The organism is Acetobacter sacchari (assembly GCF_017377715.1).
In the GTDB taxonomy this organism is placed as follows: domain Bacteria; phylum Pseudomonadota; class Alphaproteobacteria; order Acetobacterales; family Acetobacteraceae; genus Acetobacter; species Acetobacter sacchari.
On record NZ_JAFVMF010000019.1, the window covers coordinates 51530 to 63436 of the forward strand.

Annotated in this window: 10 protein-coding genes; 7 read left to right on the forward strand and 3 right to left on the reverse strand. The window is 58.8% G+C overall.

The features are described from left to right. Nucleotides 1–29 precede the first annotated feature (29 nt). Together J2D73_RS15890 and J2D73_RS15895 are read right to left on the reverse strand one after the other, a co-directional pair. Nucleotides 30–1730 carry a long-chain-fatty-acid--CoA ligase gene (locus J2D73_RS15890; protein ID WP_207882819.1) on the reverse strand — a complete coding sequence of 567 codons (1701 nt, stop codon included), beginning with the start codon at nucleotides 1728–1730 and terminating at the stop codon, nucleotides 30–32. A gap of 140 nt (nucleotides 1731–1870) precedes the next feature. Then, nucleotides 1871–3166: an OmpP1/FadL family transporter gene (locus J2D73_RS15895; RefSeq protein WP_207882821.1), complete on the reverse strand. Its 1296-nt coding sequence runs from the start codon at nucleotides 3164–3166 to the stop codon at nucleotides 1871–1873. 338 nt (nucleotides 3167–3504) lie between these two features. Between J2D73_RS15895 and J2D73_RS15900 the strand changes: the two genes are divergently transcribed. The 7 genes from J2D73_RS15900 to J2D73_RS15930 all read left to right on the forward strand — a co-directional run bounded on the left by J2D73_RS15900 (nucleotide 3505) and on the right by J2D73_RS15930 (nucleotide 10825). Beyond that, the gene (locus J2D73_RS15900) at nucleotides 3505–4641 is read left to right on the forward strand and encodes a thiolase family protein (protein ID WP_207882823.1); all 1137 of its coding nucleotides are present in this window, start codon (nucleotides 3505–3507) and stop codon (nucleotides 4639–4641) included. Beyond that, nucleotides 4641–7001, forward strand: coding sequence for a 3-hydroxyacyl-CoA dehydrogenase/enoyl-CoA hydratase family protein (locus J2D73_RS15905; RefSeq protein WP_207882825.1), 2361 nt, complete (start codon nucleotides 4641–4643; stop codon nucleotides 6999–7001). Before J2D73_RS15900 ends, J2D73_RS15905 begins: the two co-directional genes overlap by 1 nt. 19 nt (nucleotides 7002–7020) lie before the next feature. Beyond that, nucleotides 7021–8814, forward strand: coding sequence for an acyl-CoA dehydrogenase C-terminal domain-containing protein (locus J2D73_RS15910; RefSeq protein ID WP_207882827.1), 1794 nt, complete (start codon nucleotides 7021–7023; stop codon nucleotides 8812–8814). An 82-nt stretch (nucleotides 8815–8896) separates the two neighbouring features. Then, nucleotides 8897–9403, forward strand: a complete 507-nt coding sequence (locus tag J2D73_RS15915) for a PaaI family thioesterase (protein WP_207882829.1) — start codon at nucleotides 8897–8899, stop codon at nucleotides 9401–9403. A gap of 114 nt (nucleotides 9404–9517) precedes the next feature. After that, complete coding sequence (locus J2D73_RS15920; RefSeq protein ID WP_243430015.1) at nucleotides 9518–10000, forward strand: MerR family transcriptional regulator; 483 nt, start codon at nucleotides 9518–9520, stop codon at nucleotides 9998–10000. Nucleotides 10001–10145: 145 nt separating this feature from the next. Next, nucleotides 10146–10307 carry a hypothetical protein gene (locus tag J2D73_RS15925; protein WP_207882831.1) on the forward strand — a complete coding sequence of 54 codons (162 nt, stop codon included), beginning with the start codon at nucleotides 10146–10148 and terminating at the stop codon, nucleotides 10305–10307. 56 nt (nucleotides 10308–10363) lie between these two features. Continuing rightward, nucleotides 10364–10825 (forward strand): MaoC family dehydratase, encoded by a 462-nt coding sequence (locus tag J2D73_RS15930; RefSeq protein ID WP_207882833.1) that lies wholly within the window; start codon nucleotides 10364–10366, stop codon nucleotides 10823–10825. 11 nt (nucleotides 10826–10836) lie between these two features. Here J2D73_RS15930 and J2D73_RS15935 read toward each other — a convergent pair whose 3' ends face one another. After that, nucleotides 10837–11625: an inositol monophosphatase family protein gene (locus tag J2D73_RS15935; protein WP_207882835.1), complete on the reverse strand. Its 789-nt coding sequence runs from the start codon at nucleotides 11623–11625 to the stop codon at nucleotides 10837–10839. Between the last annotated feature and the right edge of the window lie 282 nt (nucleotides 11626–11907).

Genomic DNA, 11907 nt, shown 5'->3' on the forward strand with positions numbered 1-11907 from the left:
AAAGACTGCCCCGTGGGTTGCGCCGGCGGTCAGGATGCTTTTCTGGCCGCGACCTGCGATTGCTGCGTCTGCAGATTCTCCTGAATGATCAGGTCCTTCTTGGAAAGCTTGCCGATCAACGTCTTGGGCAAGGAATCACGGAAAGCGATCTCGCGCGGTCGCTCGATCTTGGAGACATATTGCGATACGTGGTCGAGAAGTTCCTTTTCCGTCACGGTGAACCCCTCCCGGACAGTTACGAACGCCTTCGGCGCCTGTCCGCGATAGCTATCGGGAACCCCGAGCACGATTGTTTCCAACACGGCGGGATGGCGATACAGCGCTTCCTCGATGACGTGAGGATAGACATTGTACCCGCCGCACAAGATGATGTCCTTCAACCGATCCACGAGAAACAGGTACCCGTCGCGATCAAGGTAGCCGACGTCGCCAGTTTTGAAGAAGCCGTCCTCCGTGAATGGATTTTCACGGTTGTTGTCGACGCCCCAGTAACCGAGCATCACCTGCGGACCGCGCACGCAAACCTCTCCGGGCTGACCGAGGGGAAGTCGCTCATGGGGAGGATCGATATCTCGTATTTCGATTTCTGTGCCCTGCACAGCCGTGCCGCATGAACCGTCGCGCACAGCGTTCAAAGGGTTGAAGGTCAGGACCGGCGATGTTTCGCTCAAACCATAACCTTCGATTACGGGGCAGTTCGCCATCTCCTCGAACTGCCGCCGCAGCGCGCTTGGCAGCGGCGCGCCACCGGATATGACGGCGACGATTTTCGAAAAACTTTCCTTGTTAACTTCTTTTTCCCGCAGCAGGGCGGTCAGGATCGTCGGGACGGCCGGGAGCAGGGTCGTCTTCGTGCGAAGCAGGGTGTCCAGCGTGGTCTTTGCGTCGAATCGTGGCAGAAGAACCATCGTCGCGCCTCTCTCCACACCAAGAAGCATGACGGTCATCAACGCGAATACATGGAATAACGGCAGGACGCCCAGAATAACCTGCTGTCCGGTAACCGTAGCGGCGATATGGTTATCGATCTGCTTCAGGTTGGAGAGGAGATTGGCGTGGGTCAGCATCGCAGCCTTGGGAACGCCGGTCGTCCCGCCAGTGAACTGAAACACGGCGACGTCGCGCTCTGCTTCAATTTTCACGAAGGGGGCGCGATGTTTGTCCGCAATCAACTCACTGTAACGAATTAATCGCTTGTCCGCCGCTAGATGAAGTAATTCTTTTGACTTCAACGCCCGGAACAATACCGATTTCATCCAAGGCAACACATCGGCGAAGGGGCAGACGACAATCCGTTCGACGTTCGACGCTTTGGCTGCGGCGATAGCGCTCTTCGCCACAAGCGCAAGGTCGGTCACAACCAGCACCTTAACGCCGGAGGTTCCGAGCACCTGCTTGATTTCATGCTCCACGTAGAGCGGATTGATGTTAACGGCGATGGCGCCAAGACGCTGGATAGCGAAGAACAGTTTCACGCTGTACGGGGTGTTGGGCAGGCATAGCCCCACGCGATCACCCTTGCGCACGCCCAGTGCGTAAAGCCCGGTGGCGGCGCTCTCCGCTGCGTCAAGAAGCTCGCGATAGGTGCAGGTCTTGCCCATGAAGTCGATGGCAACCACGTCGGGCGAGCGTTTGACGGTCGCGTCAAGCATGTCGAAGAGAGAACCATCGCTCATACCCGTCATCGCCTTGCTCCTTACTTCCTGATCCAGTTCGGTGACTGCTTCCATGACGGGATTTTCCATATGGCTTCGACCCGGAGGTTCGGGTCGGATGGTTCAGTCTGGCGATCCGTCAGGTCGGACATTGTCTTCAGGCGGTCGAAACCCGCCCCAATCAGGGGGCCGTCCGATATTGACGGATCGGTTTTTTAAAAATGCGTTCTCATGCCAAAGCCGACGACGTTGGCGTGGGTGGAGTAATTGCCGACCAATTGACCGGCGTTATTTCCGGCGTCGTTGTTGATGGAGCCGCCTGGAGCGAACAGATGAGCGTACGACAGATCCAGCGACACCATTTTGATAGGGCTGTATTCGATGCCGGCTGACAGATTGAAGCGATTGGAGTCAGGCGTCCGGGTCTGGCGATTTTTCGCATTCACGGGCGACTGATCATAACTGAAACCAGACCGCAGAATTATGTTTTTACGGAGGGCGTAATTGACGGCGACGCCGCCGAACCATGTATTGCGCCAGTTAATCGGAATGGTCGTGTTCAATCCGCCATGATCGGAAATTGCATTCAATTGCTGCAGTAGCGACCAGTGCGTCCATTCACCCTGCATCATGACTGTTAATTTCGGCGTGACGCGATGTGTGAAACCAAACCCGACTGAGTCTGGTAAAGTCACCTGCAGCTTGCCATGCCCGCTTTCCGCCACCAGCAATCCCTGCACAAAGGGATTGGCGGCAAGAGACCACGGCGGCGCGAATTTTGTCTTGATAGCTACGGGGATCGAAACGCGTGAACGGTAGGTTATTCCTATCTGTGTTCTGTCATCGAACTTGTATATCAGGCCAGCGCTATACCCGAAACCGAAGCCGTTTCCCGAAAGATCGGCGGTAGTGGTTCCGTACTGATTCAACGCTCCCAGATTGGCCGCCTGCGTAAAACGTCCGCTCAGAAAATCAACGCGCGGACCAAGCCCAATCGAGAGCTTTTTGGTTACACGATAAGAAGCCGCCAGAGACAACTCGTAATCCGTGATTGTCGTCACCAAACTCTGGTAACGACCTACCCAGTTCTGTGGGTAATCCATACGCAGGCCATAGGGGGCTGTGAAACCGTATCCCACCGCGAGCTTGTTGTTGATTTTCCAAACGCCGAAGCTGGACGCCGTCGCGGCGCTATTGATGTTTTTTCCTCCCTGATTACCGGAGGTTTTCACTCCCGGGGCCAGATAGTTCTGACCGGAAAACCGGGCGGACGGGCCGACGTAAAACACGTTTCCATACAGTTCGCTCGACTCCAGCAGAGACATGCCCGCCGGGTTAAGCACCACGGTGGCGCCATCGGATGCGCGGCTTACTCCGCCCACATAAGCGTTTCCCAAGGAAATCGCGTCGGTCTCTCTGAGCGCCAGGCCCGAGGCGTAAGTCGGAGTCGGGGACACCAGTATCAATGTCACCGCAGCGCCCGCCGCCGCCGTTGTAGTTAGATGTTTCATCTTTTTTTGCCCCTCCCTCCGGGCGCTTCTTTTTTCGATGCGCCTGGAGCGAATTTTCACCTTCTGTTGGGTGACGTTTGCGGAATCACTATGGTCTCCATTCACACAACGCGCAACCCCGCAATGTCGTTCAAACGAACATCTGTTATTCACTAAAAAGAGAAGTATTCCCGGAATTTGGCGCTTTGATGAAGGTGTCAACGAATCGTGTGTCGTTGTTTTTTTCATATATTCAAAACCGATCTTTGTGTTATGCGTATTGAGGTTGACGTTTACGTCATCACCTTAACCAATAAGCGCAACGCCGTGATGACATCGGACGCAAGGGAGTCGCAGACATGAATTCAGTCGTGATCGCAGGATATGTGAGGTCGCCGTTCCATTTGGCGCGCAAGGGTGACCTCACGCGGACACGCCCCGACGACCTTGCTGCGCAGGTCGTGCAAGGACTGCTGGAAAGAACGGGCGTAACGCCAGCCGACATAGAAGACCTCATACTCGGCTGCGCGTTTCCCGAAGGTGAACAGGGCATCAATCTGGGCCGTATCGTCGGTCTGATCGCGGACCTGCCGATCTCGGTTGGAGGAGTAACGGTCAACCGCTTCTGTGGATCCTCCATGCAATCCGTACATAATGCGGCGGGCGCAATTAGCCTGGGCGCTGGTGACGCGTTCATCTGCGCCGGGGTCGAAAGCATGACCCGTGTCCCAATGGGCGGATACAACCCCATGCCCAATCCGGCGCTCTATAAACGTCGACCCGGCGTGTACATGGACATGGGCATAACCGCCGAGAATGTCGCAAAAAAATACGAAATAAGCCGCGAACAGCAGGAGGCGTTCGCCCTGCGCAGCCAGCAGAAAGCGCGCGAGGCTATAGAAGCCGGGCGCCTGTCTGATGAGATCGTGCCGATTCTGACGCCCAACGGGGCCGTCTCCAAAGACGGTTGCCCGCGTCCTGACACGACCGCGGAGGGACTCGCCGGGCTGAAGCTGGCCTTTGATCAGAAAGGCACCGTCACGGCAGGCACCTCCTCGCCGCTGACCGACGGCGCCAGCGCCGTTCTGGTGTGCTCGGAAAAATATGCAGACGAGAAGGGGCTGAAGAAGATGGCCCGGATCCGTTCGATCGCCGTTTCGGGTTGCGAGCCCGAAATCATGGGCATTGGACCGGTTCAAGCGACTCGCAAGGCTCTGGCGCGGGCAGGGATCAGCGTTGAGGATCTGGGGGTCGTCGAGCTGAACGAAGCCTTCGCCAGTCAGTCTCTGGCGTGCATCCGTGATCTTGGCCTCAAGGAAGACATCATCAACATCGACGGCGGCGCCATTGCGCTGGGTCATCCTCTCGGCGCGACAGGCGCGCGCATCGTCGGCAAGGCGGCGCAGCTGCTGCAGCGTGAAAACGCCCGGTATGCTCTTGCGACACAGTGTATTGGCGGTGGACAGGGCATCGCCACGATCATGGAGCGGATCTGATGAACCAGACCGTCAAATCGACTGACAGACCAGAGGCGACTCTGGGCGACGCTTCCGGCCTCTCACGCGTCTGCGTGGTCGGTGCGGGGGTCATGGGGGCGAGCATTGCGGCCCATGTCGCCAACGCAGGCGTCCCGGTGTTGCTGCTGGACCGCGCGGTCGGCGATGACCGCAGCAGCCTGGCGAAGGGCGCCATCGCAAAGATGCTCAAGACCGAACCGGCGCCGTTCATGGACCCGTCGGCGGCGAAGCTGATCCAGCCAGGTAACGTCGAAGACGATATCGAGGCCGTTGCATCCTGCGACTGGATTGTCGAAGCCATCATCGAACGAGTGGACCTCAAGCAGGATCTGTACCGGAAGCTTGAGGCGGTGCGTAAGCCCGGCGCGCCAATTAGCTCCAACACATCGACCATTCCATTGAAGGATCTGACGGAGGGGCTGCCCGAAAGCTTCAAACGTGACTTTCTGATCACCCATTTCTTCAATCCTCCACGTTACATGAGACTTCTGGAGATCGTCGGCGGGGAGGCGACCAACCCTGACCATATCCAGAAGCTGGGCGATTTCTGCGACCGGCAGCTCGGTAAAACCGTTGTAAAAGCGAAGGACACTCCCGGCTTCATCGCCAACCGCATTGGCACGTTCTGGATGCTTGTGGCGGTCCGCGCCGCGATCGAAATGGGCGTCAGCGTCGAGCAGGTCGATGCGATTATCGGACGGCCGTTCGGCATTCCGAAGACCGGCGTCTTTGGTCTCATCGACCTCGTCGGCGTTGACCTGATGCCGCATATCAACGCCAGCATGAAGGCTACGCTTCCCGCCGGAGATCGCTATATCAGCAAGGCGGATGATCTGCCGCTGATCGCGAAAATGATCGCAGACGGCTATACCGGGCGGAAAGGGAAGGGCGGTTTCTACCGCATCAACCGCGAAGGCGGTGGAAAGACGAAGGAATCCATCAACCTCAAAACCGGCGAATATGCGCGCTCGGAGCGGTTCTCTCTTCCGCCTTCCGCGAAGACCGCTGCGGATCTGCTGACCTCTCCCGATAAGTTTGGCGCATACGCCCGTGTCGTGATGGGGGAGACCCTCGCCTACGCCGCTTCGCTTGTGCCGGAAATATCGGACGACATCGCTGGCGTGGACGCAGCCATGACGCTGGGCTTCAACTGGAAAGTTGGACCGTTCGCCCTGATCGATCAGATCGGGCCGGCAAAGTTCGCAGCGCTGCTCAAGCAGTTGGATATCCCGGTCCCAGCGCTTGTTGAAGCCGTCGGTTCGGGAAAATTCTACGAAGAGCGTGACGGCGTCACGCAGGCTTTTGGTGTTGATGGCGCATATCATCCGGTTGAAAAACCGGAGGGCGTGCTGCTGCTTTCCGATATTCGCAAGAAAGGAAAGGCCGTTCTTTCCAACAAGTCGGCGTCGTTGTGGGACATCGGCGACGGTGTCGCATGTTTCGAGATCACCACGAAGATGAACACGTTTGACGACGGCGTTCTGGGACTTCTGGAGAAATCCATCGACCATGTGAAGACCAACTTCAAGGCGATGGTTCTGTATACGGACGCCTCCAATTTTTCGGCGGGCGCAAACCTCGGACTGGCGCTTTTCGCGGTCAACATGGCGGCATGGGGCGAAATCCAGAAACTCATCGACAAGGGGCAAAGCACGCTCAAGGCGTTGAAATACGCGCCTTTCCCGGTCGTCGCCGCTCCAGCCGGCCTGGCGCTGGGCGGTGGATGCGAGATCATTCTGCATTGCGACGCGATTCAGGCGCACGCCGAACTCTATACGGGCCTCGTCGAATGCGGCGTCGGCTTGATCCCCGGGTGGGGCGGTTGCGGGGAGATGCTCCTGCGTAATCAGGCCGACCCGAAAACGCCTCGCGGGCCGATGCCGGCGCCTCGCGGCGCGTTCGAGATGATCGCCGTTGCGAGAGTCTCGAAATCGGCCGCCGAAGCCAGACGTATGCATATTCTCCGTAAGGCGGACGGCGTCACGATGAATCGCGATCGTGTTCTGGCGGACGCGAAGGCTCGGGCGCTTTCTCTGGTCGATGGTTACGTCGCGCCCGAGAAACCCGAATTTCGCGTCGCAGGCGCTGCGGGACGCACGGCGTTCGACATGGCGGTCGCTGGCATGGCCTCCCAGGGCGTGGCTACGCCATATGACATCACCGTAGCTGGCGAGCTTGCGAACATTCTGACGGGCGGCGAGCACGACACGACGGAGATCGTCACCGAAGAGCAAATGCTGGAGCTGGAGCGGAAGGGCTTCATGAGCCTGCTGCATAACACGGGCACGCTGGACCGCATCGAGCATATGCTCGAAACCGGCAAGCCCTTGAGAAACTGAGCGACGGGGATACAAGAAAATGCAAACATACAACGCCCCCCTCCGCGACATGAAGTTTGTGCTGAACGAACTTCATGATTTCTCCAAGTTGACCAGCATCCCGGCGTTCTCCGGCGTCGACGCCGATCTGGTCGAGACGGTGCTTGAAGAAGCGGCGAAATTCACCACCCGCGTGTTGCTGCCGCTCAATCCGGTAGGCGATACAGAGGGATGCAGGCTCGAAAACGGCGTGGTGCACACGCCGACGGGTTTCAAGGAGGCCTACAAGCAGTTCTGTGACGGCGGCTGGTCGTCCGTTTCCGCGCCGCCGGAATACGGCGGGCAGGGTCTGCCGGAAAGCGTCGGCATGCTCATCTCCGAGATGATCTGCTCGACCAACCTGTCGTTTGGTCTCTATCCGGGCCTGACGGCGGGCGCGATGACGGCGCTGCGCAAATACGGCTCGGAGGAGTTGAAATCCTTCTACCTGCCGAAGATGATTGATGGCACCTGGTCGGCGAGCATGTGCCTGACCGAGGCGCAGTGCGGCACTGATCTTGGGCTTGTGCGCACAAAAGCCATCCCGCAGGGCGACGACTCCTACGCGGTCACGGGCTCGAAGATATTCATCTCCGCAGGTGAGCATGACCTGACCGAGAACATCATTCACTTGGTGCTGGCGCGGCTTCCCGATGCGCCCGAAGGCATCAAGGGCATCAGCCTGTTCCTCGTTCCAAAATTTCTTCCCAATGAGGACGGCAGTCTGGGCGCACGCAATCCCGTCGTCTGCACCGCGCTCGAGCACAAGATGGGCATCAAGGGCTCGGCGACTTGCCAGATCAGTTTTGACGAAGCCAAAGGTTGGCTGGTAGGCGCGCCTCACAAAGGCATGCAGGCCATGTTCGCGATGATGAACGCCGAACGTCTCGGCGTCGGCATTCAAGGTCTTGGCATCACTGAAGTTTCCTATCAGAGCGCAGTTTCGTATGCGAAGGAGCGCCTGCAGGGCCGCGCGCTTTCCGGCGCCAAGTATCCGAAGCTCGCTGCAGACCCGATCATCGTCCATCCGGACGTTCGCCGGATGCTGATGACCATGCGCGTCAATGCGGAAGGGTGCCGGGCGCTTGGGACCTGGGTGGCGAACGCCCTGGATATCGCTGAGCACACGGAAGACGAAGCCCAGCGTCGAGACGCCGAAGACTTCGTCGCGTTGCTGACGCCGGTGGTCAAGGCGATGTTCACTGACATGGGCTCGGAATCCGCCAATCTCGCCGTGCAGACTTATGGCGGTCATGGCTACATCCATGATCACGGCGTCGAGCAGTTCGCTCGTGACGCACGGATCACCATGATCTACGAAGGAACCAACGGGGTGCAGGCGCTCGATCTCGTCGGTCGCAAGCTGCCTGCGCACATGGGCAGGAGTCTCAGGGGCCTGTTCCATCCGATCGCGGACTTCGTCGCCGAACACAAAGAACATCCGCTGTTCTCCAAGATGATCGAGGGCCTGGAACGCGCGCTTGGCGCGTTGCAGCTTTCGACCGCGCACGTCGCTCAGAAAGGAATGGCCGATCCTGAGGAGGCAGGAGCTGCTGCGACGGATTATCTGCGCCTGATGGGCCTTGTTTCACTTGCCTACCTCTGGGCGCGCACGGTGACGATCGCCGTGTCTAAACTTGGAGCGGCGGAGGGGCCGGATAAAGCCTTCTACACGGCGAAACTGAGTTCGGCCCGCTTCTTTTATGATCGCATCCTGCCTGAGTCCGCGGCGCTGTATCTGAAGATCAAGTCGGGCAAAAAGTCGCTGATGGAGCTGCCTGAAGACCTGTTCTAACTGCAGGGCGTGCTACGTTCCCGGCGACGATCTGACCGAGCGCCGGGAACGCTGCGGAAGACCAATCTTAGGGAGTTGCCTGATGACGACACAGGACAACAAACACACAGAGCTTCCCGCCGGGTTCGTTCCTATTCCAATCCTGAATCCTGATGGTTTCGATGCTCTTACCGGCGGATTCGCGATCAAGGACGATGATGGTCATCTCGTCGCGGGTTTTCGGGTGGAGGCCCGCCACTGCAACCACGCGAAAATCTGTCACGGCGGTATGCTGGCGACTGTGTGCGACGGTTACCTTGCGCTGGCTGCGATGTACCGGAATGACTTCCAGCTCGCGATATTGCCGACTATGTCTCTGACCGTCGACTATCTCGCGCCGTCGGAATTGAACGACTGGGTCGAAATCCGGGCGGAGGTTCTGCGCGTGACGCGCAACGCCGTTTTCGTTCAGGGACTGGCGCGTGTGAACGGGGCTCCGGTCGTGCGAGCGAGCGGGGTGTTCAAACGAGGTTCGCCGAAGCCTGATGGAATTGACGCCGGAAAGGCGTTGAGGGGGTTTTTGAAGGCGCCGATGTCGACGAATGCGTAGTGATCTGAGGGGTAGGCCAGAGAGGCTGACTTCTCCAGTTCATTACGCCCGACTCTGGCGGGAGCCGGGAATGCAGCCCGCCAAACCGCATCGAGTTTGCAACGATACGGCGTCATGGCCGACACTCTTGGTACAGAAGAGGCTCCTGTCGCCCACGGTGCGACAGCAAGACGAAAGGGACAGAGCAATATGAGCGTCGATGCGGAAGACCCGAAAGAAAATCGGCTATATTCTGTGAGCGAACTTTCTCGTGAACTGGCGATTACACCACGCTCCATGCGTTTTTACGAGGACAAGGGCCTGATCTCGCCGTCCCGCGTGGGCACGACGCGCGTGTATTCAATCCGTGACCGGGCTCGGATGAAGCTGATCATTCGCGGTAAGCAGCTTGGTTTCACTCTACGTGACATCAAGCAGTATCTTGACCTGTACGACGCGGACCCCAAGCACAGCGCGCAGAAAATGCTGCTTCTGAAGCAAATTCAGAAAAAGATGCGCGATCTCAACGCCATGAGTGCGGCGATTTCGGCTACGCTTTCTGACCTTGAAAACATTCAGCAGTCGTTGCTGAATTCCTTCACCGTCGACGCCGCGTGACATGATTGCGTCCGCATCAGGGTGCCTTCGTTGTGAACCGCCAAAGTCACATCGCTGGCATGGGGAGGGAGGCGGATCGCGCCTCTCGTCGCGGCGCACGCCGTTGGGTTACTAAAATGGTCTCCCAATGAGGGGAGTTTTTTGAATGACGCGATCAGGCATCATGTCGTCGGGCGGGATACCTACCGGTCCCGAAATTCCGCATCCCGGGCGCACCCCGCCTGTCCCGCCGCCTGCATTGGACGAACCTCCGGCGCACGAAGAGCCGGAAGAGCCGGAGCCTGTGAAAGATCCGCCGCTACAGTGACGCGTACGGGTGGTTGTTGATCGTGATCTGCTCACCTCTGAAGCGAGGAAATTCTCATGTCGCCAAGTAACGCCTCGGGGCCATGGTATCTTGACGATCTCAAGACGGGCGATCTGTTTCGAAGCGGCGAATACGAAATGGACGCAAATCAGATTATAGCCTTTGCGCAGCAGTTCGATCCGCAGCCTTTCCATATCGACCACGAAGCCGCCAAAGCCTCGATGTTCGGTAAACTCGCCGCAAGTGGATGGCACACCGCTGCTATCACCATGCGTCTTCTGGTTGAAACCCTTCCATTTTACAAAGGGTTGATCGGTCTTTCGACCGACATCCAGTGGCCGCGTCCGACGTATCCGGGCGACAGGCTGCGCGTGGAGTGCCGTGTCCTGGAGATTGCGCCCTCTCGATCTCGCCCTGAGCAGGGGGTGGTGACTGTCGAAACATTGACGCTTGGGCAGGAAGGGGAGCCGCGCCAACGCCAGATCACAAAAGTGCTGGCGTTCAGAAAACCCGAATGAACGCCTGATGCTCAGGCGAGGGCAATTCCTGTCGCCTGCGACAGGGCTTCAGCCACGCCCGGAGCTGCAGCGAGAATCGTGGCCCCACCTGTCAAGCCGCCTTCCCGCAGGAACGGCGAGACGCGGGCGCCCGCTTCCTCAAGGATGATCAGCGCGGCGGCGACGTCCCACAGGTTGATGACAATCTCGATATAGCCGTCCAGGCGCCCGCATGCGACGTCAGCCAGCGCGAGCGCTCCGGACCCGCCCGAACGCGGCATCGCGCCGAGATCGAGAATCGCACCGATTTTCTCCATGAAAACTGGCTTTGGAACGCGATTGCTCCATCCCATCTCGATCATCGCACTGCGCGTGTCGGTGACGGGGGAAGCATGAATGGGCTTCCCGTTCATGAACGCGCCGCCGCCCAGTCGCGCGGTGTAGATCTCGCCCAGCGCGGGGGCGTTGATCACTCCCGCCACCGGGCAATCGCCGTCCAGCAGCCCAAGCGACACGCACCAGCGATTGCGACCGCGCGCAAAATTCGACGTGCCGTCGATGGGGTCAATCACCCACCGCAAGCTTCCTTGCCTGACGCTGCCACCTTCCTCGCCTTGAAACCCGTCTTCAGGGAACAGTTCCTGCATACGGCGAGCGACGAATGCTTCGACGGCGCCGTCCGCTTCGGTCAGCCAGTCCTGAGCGGATTTTTGACTGCCGCTGGGACCGCCGGACGGCGGGCGCATTGCGATGGCCAAGCGAGAGGCGTCCTCGACCACTGCGCGAGCGGCTTCAAGACGGCGATCTATTGCGACGGACATGCTGCGTTCCAGCCGGAGCCGGCCTCTTCTGGCCGGCTAGACCGGCTGGTTATGGTTCCGGCGACGGTTATGCCGCTGACGCTCGGTGTAGTCGAGCGGCGACGTTCCTGTGTGCAAGGACGTAGGAGCAGTTCTCTGACGCTAAGGCGTTTGCGTATGAGACGCCGTTGATACGAAGAACGTGTTTTGACAGATAGCCTTTGGCGTCGAACACTCGTTGCTAGGAACGGGTGAGCGGGTTGAACGCATTTCCCAATCAAACGTTTGCTACAAAGCCGGAGC

Bases quoted from the DNA above. Each gene is read 5' to 3' on its own strand.
- J2D73_RS15890 (WP_207882819.1), bottom strand. From the start codon at position 1,730: ATGGAAGCAGTCACCGAACTGGATCAGGAAGTAAGGAGCAAGGCGATG.
- J2D73_RS15895 (WP_207882821.1), bottom strand. From the start codon at position 3,166: ATGAAACATCTAACTACAACGGCGGCGGCGGGCGCTGCGGTGACATTG.
- J2D73_RS15900 (WP_207882823.1), top strand. From the start codon at position 3,505: ATGAATTCAGTCGTGATCGCAGGATATGTGAGGTCGCCGTTCCATTTG.
- J2D73_RS15905 (WP_207882825.1), top strand. From the start codon at position 4,641: ATGAACCAGACCGTCAAATCGACTGACAGACCAGAGGCGACTCTGGGC.
- J2D73_RS15910 (WP_207882827.1), top strand. From the start codon at position 7,021: ATGCAAACATACAACGCCCCCCTCCGCGACATGAAGTTTGTGCTGAAC.
- J2D73_RS15915 (WP_207882829.1), top strand. From the start codon at position 8,897: ATGACGACACAGGACAACAAACACACAGAGCTTCCCGCCGGGTTCGTT.
- J2D73_RS15920 (WP_243430015.1), top strand. From the start codon at position 9,518: ATGGCCGACACTCTTGGTACAGAAGAGGCTCCTGTCGCCCACGGTGCG.
- J2D73_RS15925 (WP_207882831.1), top strand. From the start codon at position 10,146: ATGACGCGATCAGGCATCATGTCGTCGGGCGGGATACCTACCGGTCCC.
- J2D73_RS15930 (WP_207882833.1), top strand. From the start codon at position 10,364: ATGTCGCCAAGTAACGCCTCGGGGCCATGGTATCTTGACGATCTCAAG.
- J2D73_RS15935 (WP_207882835.1), bottom strand. From the start codon at position 11,625: ATGTCCGTCGCAATAGATCGCCGTCTTGAAGCCGCTCGCGCAGTGGTC.